Origin of the sequence: Rhizobium ruizarguesonis (assembly GCF_017357285.1) — a bacterium.
GTDB classification, from domain to species: domain Bacteria; phylum Pseudomonadota; class Alphaproteobacteria; order Rhizobiales; family Rhizobiaceae; genus Rhizobium; species Rhizobium ruizarguesonis.
On the sequence record NZ_CP071680.1, the window covers coordinates 55898 to 74924 of the forward strand.

The 19027-nt window shown below is 62.0% G+C and carries 14 protein-coding genes; 3 read left to right on the forward strand and 11 right to left on the reverse strand.

The annotated features are described in order from the left end of the window. Positions 1-2 precede the first annotated feature (2 nt). Positions 3-2006 carry a cytochrome o ubiquinol oxidase subunit I gene (gene cyoB / locus J3P73_RS28205; protein WP_027690044.1) on the reverse strand — a complete coding sequence of 668 codons (2004 nt, stop codon included), beginning with the start codon at positions 2004-2006 and terminating at the stop codon, positions 3-5. A gap of 42 nt (positions 2007-2048) precedes the next feature. After that, a complete protein-coding gene (gene cyoA, locus J3P73_RS28210) occupies positions 2049-3233 on the reverse strand; it encodes a ubiquinol oxidase subunit II (RefSeq protein ID WP_027690043.1) in 1185 nt (394 codons plus the stop codon). 378 nt (positions 3234-3611) lie between these two features. On the opposite strand from cyoA, the gene J3P73_RS28215 reads away from it, so the two are divergent. The 3 genes from J3P73_RS28215 to J3P73_RS28225 all read left to right on the forward strand — a co-directional run bounded on the left by J3P73_RS28215 (position 3612) and on the right by J3P73_RS28225 (position 5816). After that, entirely contained in the window at positions 3612-4943 is a 1332-nt protein-coding gene (locus J3P73_RS28215) for an MFS transporter (protein WP_018071543.1), read from the forward strand. A gap of 127 nt (positions 4944-5070) precedes the next feature. After that, positions 5071-5529: a hypothetical protein gene (locus J3P73_RS28220; RefSeq protein ID WP_130726113.1), complete on the forward strand. Its 459-nt coding sequence runs from the start codon at positions 5071-5073 to the stop codon at positions 5527-5529. Next, positions 5526-5816 carry a type II toxin-antitoxin system RelE/ParE family toxin gene (locus J3P73_RS28225; RefSeq protein ID WP_024321681.1) on the forward strand — a complete coding sequence of 97 codons (291 nt, stop codon included), beginning with the start codon at positions 5526-5528 and terminating at the stop codon, positions 5814-5816. The genes J3P73_RS28220 and J3P73_RS28225 overlap by 4 nt, the downstream gene beginning before the upstream one ends. Before the next feature lie 9 nt (positions 5817-5825). Here J3P73_RS28225 and J3P73_RS28230 read toward each other — a convergent pair whose 3' ends face one another. The 9 genes from J3P73_RS28230 to J3P73_RS28270 form a co-directional block, all read right to left on the reverse strand. Beyond that, positions 5826-6293, reverse strand: coding sequence for a cyclic nucleotide-binding domain-containing protein (locus J3P73_RS28230; protein ID WP_018071540.1), 468 nt, complete (start codon positions 6291-6293; stop codon positions 5826-5828). Positions 6294-6395: 102 nt separating this feature from the next. Then, positions 6396-9110: an ABC transporter transmembrane domain-containing protein gene (locus J3P73_RS28235; RefSeq protein ID WP_024321679.1), complete on the reverse strand. Its 2715-nt coding sequence runs from the start codon at positions 9108-9110 to the stop codon at positions 6396-6398. A 182-nt stretch (positions 9111-9292) separates the two neighbouring features. Continuing rightward, positions 9293-10438 carry a glycosyltransferase family protein gene (locus J3P73_RS28240; RefSeq protein WP_245002750.1) on the reverse strand — a complete coding sequence of 382 codons (1146 nt, stop codon included), beginning with the start codon at positions 10436-10438 and terminating at the stop codon, positions 9293-9295. Beyond that, positions 10435-11682 carry a glycosyltransferase gene (locus J3P73_RS28245; protein WP_130764126.1) on the reverse strand — a complete coding sequence of 416 codons (1248 nt, stop codon included), beginning with the start codon at positions 11680-11682 and terminating at the stop codon, positions 10435-10437. Before J3P73_RS28245 ends, J3P73_RS28240 begins: the two co-directional genes overlap by 4 nt. Before the next feature lie 9 nt (positions 11683-11691). Next, the gene (locus J3P73_RS28250) at positions 11692-12900 is read right to left on the reverse strand and encodes a glycosyltransferase family protein (RefSeq protein ID WP_018482599.1); all 1209 of its coding nucleotides are present in this window, start codon (positions 12898-12900) and stop codon (positions 11692-11694) included. Between the two features lie 96 nt (positions 12901-12996). Next, a complete protein-coding gene (locus J3P73_RS28255; RefSeq protein WP_164020716.1) occupies positions 12997-14169 on the reverse strand; it encodes an ABC transporter permease in 1173 nt (390 codons plus the stop codon). Continuing rightward, a complete protein-coding gene (locus J3P73_RS28260) occupies positions 14169-15167 on the reverse strand; it encodes an ABC transporter permease (protein WP_018071534.1) in 999 nt (332 codons plus the stop codon). The genes J3P73_RS28255 and J3P73_RS28260 overlap by 1 nt, the downstream gene beginning before the upstream one ends. A gap of 3 nt (positions 15168-15170) precedes the next feature. Next, on the reverse strand, positions 15171-17078 hold the full coding sequence (locus tag J3P73_RS28265; protein WP_207580068.1) for an ABC transporter substrate-binding protein: 1908 nt from the start codon (positions 17076-17078) through the stop codon (positions 15171-15173). Further along, positions 17078-18967, reverse strand: a complete 1890-nt coding sequence (locus J3P73_RS28270; protein WP_207580069.1) for an ABC transporter ATP-binding protein — start codon at positions 18965-18967, stop codon at positions 17078-17080. Before J3P73_RS28270 ends, J3P73_RS28265 begins: the two co-directional genes overlap by 1 nt. Positions 18968-19027 lie beyond the last annotated feature (60 nt).

Sequence of the window (19027 nt, forward strand, 5' to 3'; positions counted from 1 at the left end):
CATCACACCTGCTCGGCAAGCAGCGCAGTTCGCTTGCCTTCCGTTTCGGTCACCTCTTCGGCGGGGATGTAGAAGTCGCGTCTGTAGTTGAAGGTATGGCCGATCGCCACAGCGAGCATGGCGACGAAGGAGACGACTACCAGCCACCACATGTACCAGATCAGGCCGAAGGCGAGTGCAACGCTGATAGCAGACAGGATCGCGCCGGTGCCGGTGTTCTTCGGCATATGGATCGGCCGGAAGCCTTCCAGCGGACGCGCATAACCGCGGTTCTTCATGTCGTACCAGCCGTCATGATCGTGCACGACAGGCGTCAGGGCGAAGTTGTATTCCGGCGGCGGCGAAGAGGTCGACCATTCCAGCGTGCGGCCGTCCCAGGGATCGCCGCTGTCGTCGCGCAATTCCTCGCGCTTCATGAAGCTGACGACGATCTGGATCAGGAAGGCGGCAATGCCAAGCGCGATCAGGCCGACGCCGAAGGCGGCGATGATGAACCAGATCTGTATCGACGGATCCTCGAACTGGCTCATGCGACGGGTGACGCCCATCAGGCCCAGCACATAGAGCGGCATGAAGGCGAACCAGAAGCCGATCTGCCAGAACCAGAAGCTCATCTTGCCCCAGAAGGGATCGAGCTTGAAGCCGAAGGCCTTCGGGAACCAGTAGTTCACGCCGGCGAACATGCCGAAGAGAACGCCGCCGATGATGACGTTGTGGAAATGGGCGATCAGGAACAGCGAATTGTGCAGCACGAAGTCGGCCGGCGGCACGGCCAGCATGACACCCGTCATGCCGCCGATGACGAAGGTCACCATGAAGCCGACAGTCCACAGCATCGGCACCTCATAGCGGATGCGGCCGCGATACATGGTGAAGAGCCAGTTGAACATCTTCGCCCCCGTCGGGATCGAAATGATCATCGTGGTGATGCCGAAGAAGGAATTGACGCTGGCGCCGGAGCCCATCGTGAAGAAGTGGTGCAGCCAGACGATGTAGGACAGGATCATGATCACGCAGGTCGCGTAGACCATCGAGGCGTAGCCGAAGAGGCGTTTGCCGGAGAAGGTGGCGACGACTTCCGAGAAGATGCCGAAGGCCGGCAGCACGAGGATGTAAACCTCCGGATGACCCCAGATCCAGATGAGGTTGATGTACATCATCGGATTGCCGCCGAGGTCGTTGGTGAAGAAATTCGTGCCGGCGTAGCGGTCGAGCGACAGCAGCGCGAGCGTTGCCGTCAGGATCGGGAAGGAGGCAACGATCAGCACGTTGGTGCAGAGTGCCGTCCAGGTGAAGACCGGCATCTTCATGAAGGTCATGCCCGGAGCACGCATCTTGACGATGGTGGCGATCAGGTTGATGCCCGAAAGCGTCGTTCCCACACCGGCTACCTGCAGGCCCCAGATATAATAATCGACGCCGACGCCCGGACTGTAGGCAGCGCCCGACAGCGGCGGGTAGGCGAGCCAGCCGGTCTGGGCGAATTCGCCGACGAACAGCGACAGCATGATGATGATCGCGCCGGCGGTGGTCATCCAGAACGAGAAGTTGTTGAGGAAGGGGAAGGAGACGTCGCGCGCGCCGATCTGCAGCGGCACCACGAAGTTCATCAAACCGGTAACGAAGGGCATCGCCACGAAGAAGATCATGATGACGCCGTGGGCGGTGAAGACCTGGTCGTAATGGTGCGGCGGCAGATAGCCCTCTGAGCCGTTGAAGGCGATCGCCTGCTGGACGCGCATCAGGATCGCGTCGGAGAAGCCGCGCAACAGCATGATGACGGCGAGGATCACATACATGATGCCGATCTTCTTGTGATCGACGCTGCAGATCCAGTCCCGCCAGAGCGGACCCCAGAACTTGAAATAGGTGATGATGCCGAGCACCGCGAGGGCGCCGATGACGACGCCGATGAAGGTCACGACCAGGATCGGCTCGTGATAGGGGATGGCATCGAGGGTCAACCGGCCGAAGACGAACTTCAGGAGGTCAGGATTGGAAAACATGGAACAACCCGTTCATTATGTCTTGCGACGCAAAGCGCCAGGTTAATTGTTGTTGTTGAGCTGCGCCGGCGCCGGATCGGCGCCATTGCTCATGCCGGGCATGGAATGACCCTCATGCTGCATGTCCATTCCAGGCGTGCTGGGCATGCCGGGCATGTCGTGCTGCATGCTGTTGCCGTCGCTCCGCTCGGCGGGTTCGCTTCGCGCCGGTGCCCCCGTCGCCGGCACGGTGGCGGCGGGCGCCACGATGCCTTCGTCGGCATGACGGTCGTCATATTGCAGCTTCTCGCGGTTCTCCGCACTTTCCTTGCCGCCCCCGCCCATCATGTCGATGTGCATCATCTCGTTCATGCACATCTTGCCTGGCGTGGCGCACATGTTGAGGATGGCGTTGTAAAGGTCGGCATCGGCGCCGGCATAATAACGCACCGGTTCCTTCTCGCTCGGCTTCTCGAGCTTCAGATAGGCGTCGCGGTTGAGCATCGTGCCCTGCTGCTTGACCTGCGCCACCCAGGCGTCAAACCCCTCCTGGGTAAGGCCGTGGAACTTGAAGCGCATGTGGGAGAAGCCTGCGCCGCTGTAATTGGCGGAGAAGCCCTCATATTCGCCTTCCCGGTTGATGACGGCGTGCAGCTTCGTTTCCATGCCCGGCATGGCATAGATCTGGCCGGCAAGGGCAGGGATGTAGAAGGAGTTCATCACCGAGGAGGCGGTGATCTTGAAATTGATCGGCCTGTCCACAGGGGCAGCGAGTTCGTTGACCGTGGCGATGCCGAGCTCGGGATAGAAGAACAACCATTTCCAGTCCAGCGCCACGACCTCGACGTTCAACGGCTTGGTATCGGCCGGAATGGCGCGCTCCGCATCGAGGCGGTCGAGCGGACGGTAGGGATCGAGCTTATGGGTGGAAATCCACGTCACGGCGCCAAGCGCGATGATGATTGCCAGCGGTGCTGCCCAGATCACGATTTCGAGACGGGTCGAGTGGTGCCATTCCGGCGCGTAGGTTGCCGCCGTATTGGAGCGGCGATAGCGCCAGGCGAAGAACAGCGTCAGGAAGATCACCGGTATGATGATCAAAAGCATCAGCACCGTCGAAATGACGATGAGATCGCGCTGTTGCATGGCGATGTCGCCGGAAGGCGCCATGACCACCATGTTGCATCCTGCCAGGAAAAGCAGCGGCAAGACGGATAGAAGGCGGGAAAACTTCGCGAGTTTTGGCACGTCTCTAAGCTCTTGTTGTTTCGTTTGTTCGCGACTAACGCACTGGACCCGATAGCGACATGAGGTGTTTGGTCGCAGTGCAGCAATCATGCCGCACTGCGGCAAGAATCATGTTGCACTACAGCTTTGAAATCCTGATGAAATCAAGAAGGATTCTTCCGCCGGCGCATGTTTCCAATCAATATATCCGCCAGAACCGAGCAGGCCAGCATCCCATCGGAAAATCGCGCTCCGGATCACGCTGTTTTTTCCGCCCACGCCTCATTTTGAGCCGCCATGATGAACTATTTACGTCTTACGGACTTGATAAGCCTGCAGGTTTGATCAAGATCAGGCTGAGGCGCCTTGCCGAAAGCGCTTCAACGAGGGAGGCGTTTCATGGCTACAACATCGCATTACGGACCGTCATCGTCGTCGCTGGAACGCGACGCGCGGCGCATTCACGACGACAAGCCGGTTTCGCCGGGCAGCATCGCCATCGGCGTGGTGATCGGCCGCATGTCGGAATTCTTCGATTTCTTCGTCTACGGCCTCGCCTCGGTCCTGGTCTTTCCACAGCTGATCTTCCCCTTCGCGCCGGACAGGCTGACGGGAACGCTCTATTCCTTCGCGATCTTCTCGCTGGCCTTCCTGGCCCGCCCGGTCGGCTCCGTCGTCTTCATGACGATCGACCGGCTGTATGGCCGCGGCACCAAGCTGACGATTGCGCTCTTCCTGCTCGGTGGCTCCACGGCCTCGATCGCCTTCCTTCCGGGTTACGACGAGATCGGCGTCTGGTCGATCGCGTTGCTGGCGCTCTTCCGTCTCGGCCAGGGCTTTGCGCTCGGCGGCGCCTGGGACGGCCTTGCCTCGCTGCTTGCGCTCAATGCGCCGGCCAAGCACCGCGGCTGGTATGCGATGATCCCGCAGCTCGGCGCGCCGATCGGCTTTGCGCTGGCGAGTACCCTGTTCGGCTATTTCGTCGCCAATCTTTCCAGTGAGGATTTCCTCTCCTGGGGCTGGCGTTATCCCTTCTTCGTCGCCTTCGCGATCAATGTCGTGGCGCTGTTTGCGCGTTTGCGCCTGGTCATGACCAAGGAATTCGGCACGCTGCTGGAACAGCACGAGCTGGAAGCCGCCCCCATCCTAGACGTGCTGCGCGTTCATGGCCGTGACATCCTGATCGGCGCCTTCGTGCCGCTGGCAAGTTTTGCCATGTTCCACCTCGTCACCATTTTCCCGCTCGGCTGGATGAGCCTTTACGGCAACCAGCCGATCGGCGCCTTCATGGTGGTGCAGGTGATCGGCGCCGCGGTCGGCATCCTCACCATCATCGCGTCGGGCTTGATTGCCGACCGTATCGGCCGGCGCGCCCAGCTTGCCATCTGCGCCGTCATCATCGCTGTCTTCAGCTTTATCGGGCCGAGCCTGATCGCATCCGGCAACAGCGGCCATGACGCTTTCGTCATCATCGGCTTCGGCGTGCTCGGCCTTTCCTTCGGCCAGGCGACGGGCTCGATCTCGTCGCGCTTCGGTCGCGGTTACCGCTATACGGGCGCCGCCTTCACTTCGGACCTCGCCTGGCTGATCGGCGCGGGTTTTGCGCCGCTGGTGGCGCTCAGCCTTTCCAGCCGCTTCGGCCTGACCTTCGTCGGCTACTACCTGCTGTCCGGCGCCATCTGCACGCTTGCGGCCCTCGCCTTCAGCAGGGCGCTGGAACAGCGCGAATAGACGGACTTGAACGCATGGGCCTGCATGGGAAACCATGCAGGCTGTCGTTTTCGGGCAGCGCAATTCCAATTATTGAATGCATGGCAATCTATAATTAAATCCTTGTCGGCCTGAACGAGGATATGCCATGACCGCGGAAACCATCGATCATTCGACCCTTTCCCGCCTTGTCGAAGCAGGAGCGGTCGAGGTGGTTCATGTCGTCGGCAGGCCCGGTGGCTGGTCGGTTGTCATCCGCTACGGCAAGGCCGAGCGCCCGCTCGCCGCCCAACGCAGCCGGCAGGTGCGCGTCTTCAAGCGCATGGATACCTTGGTGTCTTATCTCAAGGACGTCGGCATCTCTAAGTTCGATGTCGATGCAGTCGATTATGCTCCGGGGACGGCATCGCGGCCGGATCGGGCCGCAGCTCTGCGTCGTACCCATGAGGCGGCGGAATACGACACGTGGTTCCGCGAACAGGTCGAGGAAGCGATCCGGGAGGCCGATGATCCCAATACCGTCTGGATTCCTCACGAGGTCGTTGAGGAGGAGATGGCGCGTCAACGGGCAGAGCTCCTGGCGCGGCTTAAGGGCGAGGCCAAATAAAGCTCGTCTGGCGTGCGAAAGCTGAATCAGATCGCAAGAAAGCAATTCAGTTTATCACCGACCAGAACGTCGGCGCCGCAATAAGCCAGCTTGATGAGATCGAGCGTCAGACCGATTTGCTCATCGATCAGCCGGAGATCGACCGGCCCGGACGAATTGATGGAACGCGCGAACTGATCATTTCACGCACATCTTTTATCGTGATCTATCGGGTTCGCCAAAAAATCAAACAGGTGGAAATTTTGCGTCTCGTCCGCGGCGCACAGAAATGGCCGCCGAAATCCTGAAGCGAAATCCTACTGCGCCATCTGCGGCTGCTTCGCCGCCCGCGCAGCGGTCAGCTCCGCGGTGGTGTGGTTGAGGCGGTCGGCCAGCACCCGCATGATTTCCACGGCCATTTCAGGGAAATCGCTGAGCAGCTTCAGGAAGTGCTCCTTGCTGATGCGCAGCACCTCAAGCGGCGAGGTGGCGCGTACCGTTGCCGTGCGCGAGACATCGCAGAGGATGGCGATTTCGCCGACGATGGAATTGGGTTCGACGTCGGCGACCTTGATCTCGCCAGCCGGCGAGGAGACGACGATATCGGCGGTACCGGAGAGAATGACGTAGGCGGCATCACCGACATCGCCCTGAAGGAAGAGATTTTGCCCGGCTTTGTAGGTCATGCGATCTGAGGTAAAGGCCAAAAGCTTGAGCTTTGCTGGCGCGATTCTTGAAAAGATCGGCACCCTTCGCAGCATTTCGACTTCGTCTCTCAACAGCATGAGCGTTTCAATCCCCTGACGCAGGGTCCGCAGGACCAGGCATCTTCAAACTCCGAGGTGTTCCCCATCGAGAACACCCACCACCGCCGCCCCTATAGAATATTACGATAACAGTTCCTTGAACATCCCGTTTTTCTCGGAAAGTTCCGGATAGTTTCCGGCTTCCGCCAATCCTCCGCGGTCGAAGAGCAGAATCCGGTCGAACATTTCGGCCAGCCGGGCATTGGAGAGCACCCAGATGATCGCCGGCCGATGGCCCTCTTCATGCAGGCCTTCGATGATGTTGCGGGTGATCTGATCCTGAACGCGTTGGTCGAGCGCCGACAGTGGCCGGTTGAAGATGAAATAGTCCGAGCGCTTCAACAGCGCGCGGGCCAGGTTCAGCTTCTGCCGCTGCACCATGGTCAGTCGCTTGCCGCCGGAGCCGACGTCGAATTCGAGGCCGATCGACAGCACGTCGTCATAAAGGTCGAGCGCATCGAAGAGTTCGCCCATGATGCCGCGGATGCGGTCGGAGGCGTCGGCCTGCTGATAGGCGATACGGCCGAAGAGCACATTGTCCATCAGGCTTGCCGACGGGGTGAAACGCTCGGCGTCGTAGCGCTCGATCAGCTCGGCGAGATCGGCCGGAATATGCTCGTGGAACTGCTTGCGGGCGTTGACGATCTTCTCCATGAGTTCGTTCGTCAGCAAGCCGAAGCGGTGGCGCGGCTCGATATAGGCAAAACTCAGCCGGATGATGGCCGAACGTTCCTCTGGCGTGGCGTCCTCGAAGCGGCGGCTTTGCAGCTTCTGCAGCAGCGCCTGATAGGTCGGGATGTCGTCGGCCGTCATGAAGGTCAGCTGCTGGAAGAAAGGATGGTCCGGCGGCAGGTCGTGGAAGAGTTCCACCGCGTTCTCGGCGATCTCGAGGCCCATGTCGTAGAGATCGGTGCTGAGGCCGGTCTCACGGAAGAGCTGCTGGAAATAGGGATGCGCGGCAAGCCTGCGATTGGTCATCAAAGGCCGCTTCATCGTGCCGAAGAGCAGGTTCTCGCCAACCGTCGCCTGGGCATTATAGGCGTCGAAATCGAAAGGCACGACGATCGTGTCGAGCCCCTCGTCGCGCAGCCGGTCGCGCAGCGAGGCGCGTAGCGCGACGACATGGTCGCCGAGCGCCACATGCACGTCGGTGTTGACGGTCGAGCGCAGCGCCAGATCGAGGATGTCCTGCGAGATCAGGACCGCGTCGAGCACCGGGCGGATCGCTTTCAGAATGTCCTCGGGCCCGCTGGCGCCGGCGGCCTTGTAGTCCACCCAGTCGCTGTTCAAGTCGAGCGTCGGATTGCCGGCCTTCTCCGCCTCGGCGGAATGCCATTTATACTCCAGCGCTTCCCGCTCGTCGTAAACCGGATCGGTCATCGGCGCATGCTTCAGTCCGTAGAGCAGATTGCTGGCGAGCGTGCCGTGGAAGAAGAAGGTGTCGGACGAGGCATAGGAGATCCGCCGGCCGGTGATCGATTCCGGCATGTCGAGGAGATCGCGGCCGTCGATGGTGATGCGGCCGGAGTCCGGCCAGACCATGCGGCCGAGCGCTTCGGCGAAAGCTTCCGCGCCGCTGCCGTTCGGGCCGACGATCGCCACCGTCTCGTTCGGCTTGATCTCGACGGAGACGTGGTCGACGAGGCGGGCGCCGCTGTCGTCGGAGAGCGACAGGTTGGTGACGACGAACGCGCCCGTCAGCGCGCCGACCGGGGCGGTTGCCAGTTCCTGGATGCGGCTGTCGATCAGCGGCTCGACATTGAACTGCTCATAGACCTGCTGGTACTTCACCTGCACGTCCTGGCGCATCTGGTCCCAGTCGATCAGTTCCTTCAGCGGACCGGGCAGATCCTTGTAGGCTGATATGACGGCGACGAGCTGGCCGATGTCGAGCCGGCCCTGCAGCGCCAGGTAGCCGCCGATTGCGTAAAACAGGAACGGCGTGACCTGGGCGAGGAAGTTGTTGATGAACTTCACCAGGAACTTCCACTGGTAAAGGTCGTAGCGGATCGAGAAGATCCGGCCGAGCCGCGAGGCGATGTCGGCGCGTTCGAGGTTCGATGTATCGTTGCCGTGGATCGTGCCGATGCCGTCGACGATTTCGCCGACGCGGCCGGAGAGCTCGCGCGCCGTCAGCTGCCGCTGGCGGCCGAGATCCAGCAGGCGCTTGCGCATGCGGGGAATGACGATTGCCTGCACGCCGACGATGCCGGCGGCGATCATGCCGAGCCAAAAATTCTGCACGATGATGAAGGCGAGCGCCGTGATCGCCTGGCCGCCGAGAAGGGCAGGAGAGACGAAGGCATCACCGGTGAAGCCGCCCATCGGCTCCACCTCGTCCTTGATCATGGTGGCGATTTCGGCCGATTTTACCCGCTTGAAATGGATGGGCGGAAACCGCAGCACCCGGTCGATGAGCTCGAAGCGGATACGGCGCAGCATGCGTTCGCCGAGCCGGCCCTTATAGGTGTTGATATAGAACTTGAAGAGGCCGTTCAGCACCACCAGCGCCAGAAACACCAGGCTGAGGGCCATCAACATCTGGAAGCGGTTGAGCTGCAACCCTTGAAAGAATTCGACATGTCCGATCAGCGGAATGTCGTAGGCAATATGCATGAAGGTCTGCCTTGCGCCCGGACCTTCGAACCCGTCTCCCTGGATCGGTCCGTTGACGATCTGCTTCGGCAGGTCGAAGGACAGGAAATAGGGCACCATAGAGGCGGCGACGACAGCCAGAATCCACAGCTGCTGCAGCCGCGTGTTCTTCCAGATGTAGCGGGCGAGGCTTTTTTCCATGGCTAACCGTCAGCTTGCTGGGAAATTCCGGGGGCGCGAGCCGGGCGCCGGGACGGGGAGGAATTCTGAGATTAGGATCATGCAGCCGGACCGCCGATATCGCAATGAAAACAAGGCGAAGCGACCGGCTGCAAAGGTGCCGATTCTCGCCGGAACATTGCTTATACCACAGGAATTTTGGATTAGGCGAGGGATTCGGCAATCATGGAGCGAATGATGAGGGCGGTTTTCTCCGCCCCGTCGAGGTCGAGCAGGACCGATCCCCTTGGCTGTGCGGCGAGCGCCTTTTCGACGGCCTCTTTCACATGGCCCGACGTCAGTCCGTTTTCCGGCAGAATTTCGGCGAGGCCGAGCGCCTGCAGCCGTTCGGCGCGCACCGTCTGCTCGGTCTCGCCGCCGGCGACGAAGGGGATGAGGATCGCCCGGCACGCGGTGCGCAGGAGATCGCCGACCGTGTTGTAGCCCGCTTGCGAAATCGAAACCTTGGCGCCACGCAGCAGCGAGGGAAAATCCTTGCGGAAACGCACCAGCGTCACATTCGGGCCTGCGTCTTCAGACAGCGCGGCGAAATCTGCCTCCGGCAGGTTCGGGCCGGCGACCAGCAGCCAGCGAAGATCGGCGGGCAGCAGCGCTGCCGCCTCTTTCGCCGCGCCGATCAGCGCAGCGCCGACCGCACCGCCGCCCGCCGATGCGATGATGTCGAATGTCTCGGTCGGTTCCGGCGCCGGCGGGGCTGCGACGAGGCCGGTATAAAGCAGCCTGTCGGCGATCTCTGATGTCAGCGGGAAGGTGTCCTCAAGCCTGACGAAATCGGGATCGCCGTGGACGAGCACGGCATCGAAATGGTCCTTGACCAGCGTGACGGTCTCCGCGTCACGGCCGGACTTGCGGTTTTCCTGCAGGATGTCGCGCACCGAGCTCAGGAGTTTCGGCCGCGGTTCGGCCTTTTCGATCGCCTCGAGCAGGGGCAGGAGTTCGAAGCGCATCTGTCGCCGGCCGAAGGGGAAGGCTTCGATGATGACGACATTGGGCCTTGCGGCATCAAAGGCATCGAGCAGCAGCTGGCGGCGGGCATGGAGGAAATCCTCGCCGGCTGGCTGGCCATCGGCATCGGCGAGGCCGGAGAAACCGGCATTGCTGGCGACGACTGCCGGCAAGGCCACGGTCTTTATGCCTTCGCCCGGAAAGCCCGGCACCGGCAGGCCGCCGGTCACGACAGTCACGTCAAAACCGTCTTTCACCAATGCATTGGCGATGCGGCTGGCGCGGGCTATGTGGCCGATGCCGAGCAGATGCTGGACATAGAAGAAAATACGCGGTGCCGTCATGACGCCTTCTGCCATTCGGCCTCGAACAGGCCGGTGAGCTGTCGGATGCTGGAGTGATAGTCGAAATGTTCGCGCACCTGGTTTTCGGCGGCGTCGCCAAGGCGCTTGCGCAGTGCCGGGTCGCGGATCGCCGCCTCCAATGCCCTGGCCAGCAGCGCCGGGTCCTCCGGCGGGACGACGAGGCCGTTTTCACCGTTCTTCAGGAGCTCCGGCACGCCGGATACTTCGGTCGAGACGCAGACGAGCCGCTGGCTTGAGGCTTCGACGAGCACGTTCGGCAGGCCGTCGCGGTCGCCGTTGGCGGCGATCCGGCAGGCCAGCGCGAAGAGGTCGGCGCGGCGGTAATGATCGAGCACGTCTTCCTGCGCCATGGCACCCTTCCAGACGATGCGGCCGGAGATGCTAAGTTTGCTGGCCAGCGCCTTCAGCTTCGCAAGCTCCTCGCCGCCGCCGATATGGTCCATGCGCCAGTGGAGGTCGGCAGGCAGCAGCGCCAGCGCGCGCAGCAGCACGTCGTAACCCTTCTTCTCGACGGCGCGGCCGACGCTGAGGATGAAGGCCGGATCGCCGGGGTCGCTGCCGGTTCGGTTCGAACGCTCGCCGGCAAAATGGCCGAAGCGGGCGAGATCGAGACCGTGATAACTCAGGTGCACCGCATCCTTTCGGTGGGTCAACGCCCGCATGTGTTCGTAGCCCGTCCTGGTGCAGGTGACCGCCCAGCGGGCGCTGCCGAGTTTTTCCTGCAGCTCCCAGTCGGGTGACGTCCAGATGTCCTTGGCGTGCGCCGAACAGGTCCAGGGCGTGCCGGTCAGGATGCTCGCATATTCCGTCACCGAGGCCGGCGTGTGGATGAAATGGGCATGCAGCCATTCGCCCTCGTCCGGCCATTCGCGCCCCAGCACCAGCGCCTGGCCGAGACGGCGGAAGCGGTTGCGGGAGATGTCGCGCTTGAGGTCGGCGAGGAAGCGTTTCATCAGCGCCTTGAAGCCGGGTCTGGAGAAACCGACGATGAGGCCCTTCAGCACGCGGATCGGCTCCTCGTGCAGATATTCCGGCAGATAGACGACGCGCGCCCGGATCTCGTCATGCACGGGATGGCGCTTCTTGTCGGTCGGCCGGCGCATCGAAATCAGCGTGAGGTCGAAGCCGGCCTTTTCGAGGCCAAGCAGCTCCTGGGCTATGAAGGTTTCCGAAAGGCGGGGATAGCCTTTCAGCACGACGAGGATCTTGCGGCGTGGCGGCAAGGCTTTGCCCTATTCCGCGCCGACGAGGGAAAGGTGGCTGCCGCGGCCGTCGATCCACCGGCCGACGGTCTGCGAGATGTGGTCCAGCCCTTCGAGACGCATGTTGCCGCCGCTCTTTGACGGTGGCTGGCGGGAAGGCAGACGCTTCAGCGCCTCGGCCATGATGGTGGGGTCGACCGACTGTTCCGGCAGCAGCATGTCGACGAGGCCGAGTTCGCTTGCCCGCTTCGCGCGCAGCAGCTGTTCCTCGCGTGGCTTGACACGCGGCACGATGAGCGCCGGTTTGTCGAAGGAGAGGATCTCGCAATAGGTGTTGTAGCCGCCCATGGCGACGACGCCGGTGGCGCTGTCGATCAGCTCTTCCATGTGATTGTCGAACTCGATCACCTCGATATAGGGAATGGCTTCCCCCTTCTGCACCAGCTTGGCGCGCTCGGCGGCCGGCATATAGGGCCCGAGCACCACGAGCGCCTTCTGCGTCAGCGTCGGATCGGCCTCGTAGGCATTCATGACGTCGTGGACGAGATCGGAGCCGTCGCCGCCGCCGCCTGTCGTGACGAGGATGTAATTGTCCTTGCGGGCGTTGATCGAGGTCTTGCCCCTGGAGACGCTGCGCTGCAGGAAGCCGACGAAATCCATCTTCCGGCGCAGGCTGGCCGGCACGTCGAGGCCGATCAGCGGATCGTAGAAATCCGGCGGACCATAGACCCAGACGCTATCGTAATATTGGTCGATCTTCTGCATGATGCTGTTCTTCTTCCACTCGGCCTCGAGCAGATGCGGCGCGTCCATGATCTCGCGAAGCCCCAGCACCAGGACGGTGCCGCGAGCCTTGAGATAGGCGAGCGTATCCTCGACTTCGCCCTTCAGCCCCATCGGTTCCTTGTCGACGATGAAGATATCGGGCTGGAAGGTCTCGGCCGTGTGGCGAATGCTCGATTCGCGCATCTTCAGCGTCTCGTGCAGGTCGATATGGCTGGCAAGCGACGTATATTCGCCGTTGCGCAGCTTGATGACGCTCGGGATCTTCACGAAGTCGACGCGGGCGCGGTAGTCGAAGGCGCCGGCGATCGTGGCACCCGAAATGATCAGAATGTTGAGGCCGCGATAATCCTCGACCAGCGCGTGGGCGATGGCGCGACAGCGGCGCAGATGGCCGAGACCGAAGGTGTCGTGGCTGTACATGAGGATGCGCGCATCTTCGAGACGTCTGGACATGGGCATCCCTTCTGGGGTGAGCAACATACTTAGTACCCCCACCGTCCGGAGGCCAAGGGGTGGGAGCGGTGCCGCAATGGGCCGCCGCGTTTCCTGCTATTTGTAGGGATCTGCCGCATCACGCAAGCCGTCTCCCAGAAAGTTGAACGCCAAAATGACAAGAACAACAGGAATGATCGGATAGAGCAGCCACGGATAGAAGGCGATGACGCTGACGCTTTTTGCCTCGGTCAGCAGAATGCCCCAGCTGGTGATCGGCGGACGAAGGCCGAGGCCGAGGAAGGAGAGCGCGGTCTCTCCAAGGATCATGCCGGGGATTGAAATCGTCGCCGACGCAATGAGATGCGACATGAAGCCCGGCACCAGATGCCGGCCGATGATGCGCGGCGTGCTGGCGCCCATCAGCTGTGCGGCCTGGACATAATCCTCCTCGCGCAGCGCCAGGAGCTTGGAGCGCACGGCACGCGCCAGCCCCGTCCAGTCGATGATGCCGAGGATGACGGTGATGCCGAAATAGATGACGATCGGGCTCCAGGTCACCGGCATGATGGCGGCCAGCGCCATCCACAGCGGCAGGCTCGGCAGCGATTGCAGCACTTCGATCAGGCGCTGGACGATGAGATCGAAAATGCCGCCGCGATATCCGGCAAGGCCGCCGATGACGATGCCGAGCACGAAGCTGATCGAAATGCCGATCAGACCGATCGTCAGCGATATCCGCGCGCCGTAGAGGATGCGCGACAGCACGTCGCGGCCGAGCCGGTCGGTGCCGAGCAGGAACATCTGGCCGCCGATCGCCGGGCAGACGAGGTGATAGTTCGAGGCGACAACGCCCCAGAATTTATAGGCATCGCCGCGGCAGAAGAAACGGATCGGCTGCACGTCGTTCGTCTTGTCGGTATAGACGCGGTGCAGCGTGTCGATATCGAGCGTCATGCTGCGGCCGTAGACGAAGGGACCGACGAAGCTGCCCTTGTCGAAGAAGTGGATGGTTTGCGGCGGCGCGTGGATGAAATCGACATTGCGCGTGTGCAGGCCGTAGGGCGCCAGGAACTCGACGATCAGGATCATCAGGTAGACGGCGGCGAGAAAGATGCCGGAGATCAAGGCCAGCTTGTGCTGCTTGAACTTCCACCACATCAGCTGCTTCTGCGAGGCGAGATGGATGCGCGATTGCGCCGCCGTCATGCTTTCGGTCGCACGCGGATCGAAAGGCGCAGTCGAGACGTAATGTGGAAGCGGCGCGCCGGGTGCGGGAAGGGGCGACATTATTTGGTGCTCCTGCCTTGCAGACGGATGCGGGGATCGAGGAAGCCGAGCGCGATGTCGGAGATCAGCACGCCGATGACGTTGAGGAAGGCCAGGAACATCAGGAAGGAGCCGGCAAGATACATGTCCTGGCTCTGCAGCGCCTTGATGAGCATCGGCCCCGTCGTCTCGAGCGACAGCACGATCGCGACGATCTCGGCGCCCGAGATGATCGACGGCAGGATCGAGCCGATATCGGCGACGAAGAAGTTGAGCGCCATGCGCAGCGGGTATTTGACCAGCGCCTTGAGCGGCGGCAGGCCCTTGGCGCGGGCGGTGACGACATACTGCTTCTGCATCTCGTCGAGCAAATTGGCGCGCAGCCGCCGGATCATGCCGGCCGTGCCTGCCGTGCCGACGATGATGACGGGGATCCAGAGATGGGCGAGGATCGACTGCGCCTTCGCCCAGCTCATCGGCGCCGAGATATATTGCTGGTCCATCAGATGGCCGATCGAGATGCCGAACCAGATATTGGCGAAATACATCAGGATCAGCGCCAGCATGAAGTTCGGAATGGCGATGCCCATCAGGCCGAGGAAGGTCAGCCCGTAATCACCCCAGCTGTACTGGTGCGTGGCCGAATAGATGCCGATCGGAAAAGCGATCAGCCAGGTGAGCAGGATCGTCGTGAAGGAGACGAGCATCGTCAGCCACAGACGATCGCCGACCACGTCGGAGACCGGCAGCTGGTATTCGAAGGAATAGCCGAAATCGCCGTGCAGCATGCCGCCGACCCAGTAGAAATAGCGCACGATCTCCGGCTTGTCGAAGCCGTATTGCTGGCGCATCTCCTCGATTTCCTGGAGGTTGGCGGTCTCGCCGGAGGCGCGCAGCTCGGCGATCTGGCTCTCGAAGAAGTCGCCCGGCGGCAGCTCGATGATGGTGAAGACCAGCGCTGAAATGACGAAGAGCGTCGGCACCATGGCGGCGATGCGCCAGAGAATGTATCTGAACACGCCTCAGGCCTCCTTGTACCAGAATGCATCCGGCATATAGACGCCGAGATAGGAGGTGGGATCGAAGCCGTAGAGGGCTTTCTCCGGCAGGTTTTGCAGCTTGGCGGCGCGAAGGATCGGCTGCAGCGTGCTGTTGATGAGACCGATCGAGAACACCTGCTGCGTATAGAGCGACAGCATCTTGTGCCAGATCACCTGGCGCTCCTCGAATTTGGCCGTCGAGCCCCATTGGCTGAGCAGGTCGACCAGTTCGGCGGCCTCCGGCAGGTCGGGTGCGACGCCCTCCTGGCCGGCGGAGAGATAATGCATGCCCCAGAGCGGCCATTGCAGCTGATCGTCGAGTGTCGGTGCAAGGCCTGCGGGCGACATGTCGGCCGTCGGCACGCCATTGTCGAGGCCGTACCAGATCGACATCATGATCGAACCGCTCATGGCCCGGTTGCGGAAGACGTCGCGCTGCGAGGTGCGGGTATAGAGCGCCAGGCCGATATTGGCCCAGTGGTCGTGCACCAGCTCCAGCACGTCGGTGTCGAGATTGCTCTCGCCGGCGGTCTCGACGGTGATCTCGGCGCGCCGCCCGTCGGGCAGGAGCCGGATGCCGTCGTCGTCGCGTTTGGTCAAGCCGAGCTCGTCGAGCAGGCGGTTGGCCTCGTCGGGATCGAACTTCACGAAGGCGTCGGCATATTCCTGCTTGAAGAGCGGGCTGTCGGGCAGGACCGTATCGGCGCTTGGCGTACCGAGGCCGTAGAAGGCCACCATGTTGACCTCGTGCCGGTCGATCGCCAGCGACAGCGCCCGGCGCAGGCGCACGTCGCGGAAGAGGCCGCGCCACACCTCGTCGGCGCAGTTGAGGTTCGGCAGCAGCGTGATGCGCGAGCCGCGCGCGAGCTTCCAGAGATTGACCTTCACCGGGAAGCGTTTCTCGGCCTCCTTCAGGAAGGTGTAGTCGTTGAAATCGATGCCGGTCGCCTGCAGGTCGGCTTCGCCTGCACCCGCCTTGGCGGCGATGATCGACGAGGAGGAGACGTTGAGGATGAAACGGTCGAGATAGGGAAGCTGCCTGCCGGTCTCGTCGACGCGGTGGAAGAACGGGTTGCGCTCGAAGACGAACTGCTCGGACGGCAGAGGCGTCGTATTGCGCCAGGGATCGAGCGTCGGCAGGTTCGGATTTTCCGGACGATAGGAACGCGCCATCTTGATGTGCAGATCCTGCCATTTCTTGACGCGGTAGGTCTTCATCAGCTCGTCCATCTTCGCCTGGTCCGGCTGGAATTTCTTGTGGAACTGCTTGAGATAATGACCAGGGCCGAAGATGACGAGCGGCTGGGGGCCTGCCAATGTCGGCAGGAACATCGGGTTGGGTTTTTCCCAGGTGTAGCGCACGGTTAGCGCATCGAGCACCTCGAAGCGCGGCAGGCTGCCGTGCGGACGAAGCTCCAGCGCGCCGCCGCCGGGTGTCAGCTTGTCGTTTAAGATGACGTCTTCCCACCAGTAGCGGAAATCGTCGGCCGTGAACGGCTGGCCGTCAGACCATTTATGGCCCTCGCGCAGCGTGAAGGTGAAGACCGTGTCGTCCTCGGACTGGAAACCGGCCAGGATATCCGGCTGGAACTGCAGATGCTTGTTGTAGCCGACCAGGCGGGCATAGCCGTAGATCGTCATGAAGCGGATGTCGCGCTGGCTACCGATGATGGTGCGCACCGTGCCGCCATAGGCGCCGGGTTCCAGCCCCATCTCCTTCAGGTTGACGATGCGCGGGCGCAGCGGAATGCGCTCGGCCATCGGCGGCAGGCTGCCTGATGTCAGCCGTTCCTTCAGGAATTCCGGCTCGGCGGCGAGTTGCGCCCTCACCACCGCGGGCGCGATTGCCGCGCCGACGAGGCCGCCGAGAAACGTGCGACGCGTCACCATCAACGCAACTCCTTGGCATCGGCGCCCTTGCGGGCGCGCACCAGATGGCCGTCGCCGAGGTCGGCATAGGCAAGTTCGGAAGCGTCGTCATGTTCGGCGGTGAAGGTCACGCCCCAGTTCTGCTTGTCGGCAGCGCCGTTTTCCCTGAGCGCCTTGAAATCGAGCGGTCGGTCGAGATCGGGGAAAGGGACGGCGGCGAGCAGCGATTTCGTATAGGGATGCACCGGATCGCGCAGGATGATCTCGCGCGGCGCGATTTCGACGATGCGGCCCTTGCACATCACCGCGATGCGGTCGGCCATGTAATCGACGACGGCGAGATTGTGCGAAATGAAGAGATAGGTAAGCCCCAGCTCCTTCTGCAGGTCCTTCAACAGGTTGAGGATCTGTGCCTGCACGGAGACGTCGAGCGCCGAGACCGGCTCATCGAGGATGACAAGCTTCGGCCCGAGCGCGAGAGCCCGCGCAATACCGATGCGCTGGCGCTGGCCGCCCGAAAAACTGTGCGGGTAACGGCTGAGATAACGCTTGTCGAGGCCGATTGCCGCCATCAATCCCTCGACCTTGCGCCTGCGCTCGTCACTGTCGCCGCGGTCATGGATCTCGAGCGGTTCACTCAGGATGTTGCGCACCGTCATGCGCGGCGAAAGCGAGGAAACCGGATCCTGGAACACCATCTGGATCTTGGTTCGCATATCCTGCAGTTCGGCGCCTTTGACGGAGAGGACGTCGACGACCTCCTTGCCGTCGTTGAACACCACCGCGCCGCTGTCCGGCGTGATGGCGCGCATCAGGATCTTGCTGAGCGTCGTCTTGCCGCAGCCGGATTCCCCGACCAGGCCAAGACATTCGCCGCGGAAAATGTCGAAGCTGACATCGTCGACGGCACGCAGGACGGTGGCTTCGTGCTTGCCGAAGAAACTGCGCTTGCGCGTCTTGTAGGTCTTCGAGAGATTGGCGACGGACAGCAGGATGCCCGGCGTCTCTGCCTGGAGCGGCTTCTTCTTGCCGACGAGGGCTTCGAGATTGACCGTCACATCGCGCAGCGCTTTCAGCCTCTCGCCGGGTTTCATGTCGAAATGCGGAACGGCGGCCATCAGGCCCTTGAGATAGGGATGCTGCGGATTGCGGAAGATCGCCTCGACGGGTCCTGCTTCCATGATCTCGCCGTGATAGATGACGACCACCTCGTCGGCCATATTGGCGACGATGCCGAGATCGTGGGTGATGAGCAGCATCGCCATGCCGAGCTTGGCCTGCAGCTCGCGCAGCAGTTCCAGGATCTGCGCCTGGATCGTCACGTCGAGCGCCGTCGTCGGCTCGTCGGCGATCAACAGCGCCGGCTTGCAGATCAGCGCCATGGCGATCATCGCGCGCTGGCGCATGCCGCCCGACAGTTCGAACGGATACATGTCGTAGGTGCGATGTGGATTGGAAAAGCCGACCAGGCCGAGCATCTCCTCGGTCCTTTCACGGGCTTCCTGCTTGTCGGCCTCGGTATGGATCAGCAGCACTTCGCTGATCTGATTGCCGATCGTATGCAGCGGCGAGAGCGAGGTCATCGGCTCCTGGAAGATCGTCGCCATGCGCCGGCCGCGCAGGTCGCGCATTTCCTCGCTGTCGCGCGGAAAGGACAGGATATCGGTCGTGCTGCCGTCGAGCGGATCGGTAAAGAGAATACGGCCAGACGCCTTGGCCGGATTGGGCAGGATGCCCATGACCGACTGGCTGATCACCGATTTTCCGGAGCCGGATTCACCGACGAGTGCGGTGACCTTGCCCGGAAGGATACGAAGATTGGCTTCTTTTACGACGCGTAACCGGTCACCGAAAACCGAGAAGGAGACGTCGAGATTTTCAATACGCAACAGATCGGCTGCAGACGCCATACCAATGAAATTCCCCAGTCTTCTATGTTCCCGTTAAGGCACACTATCGTACCGCAAACG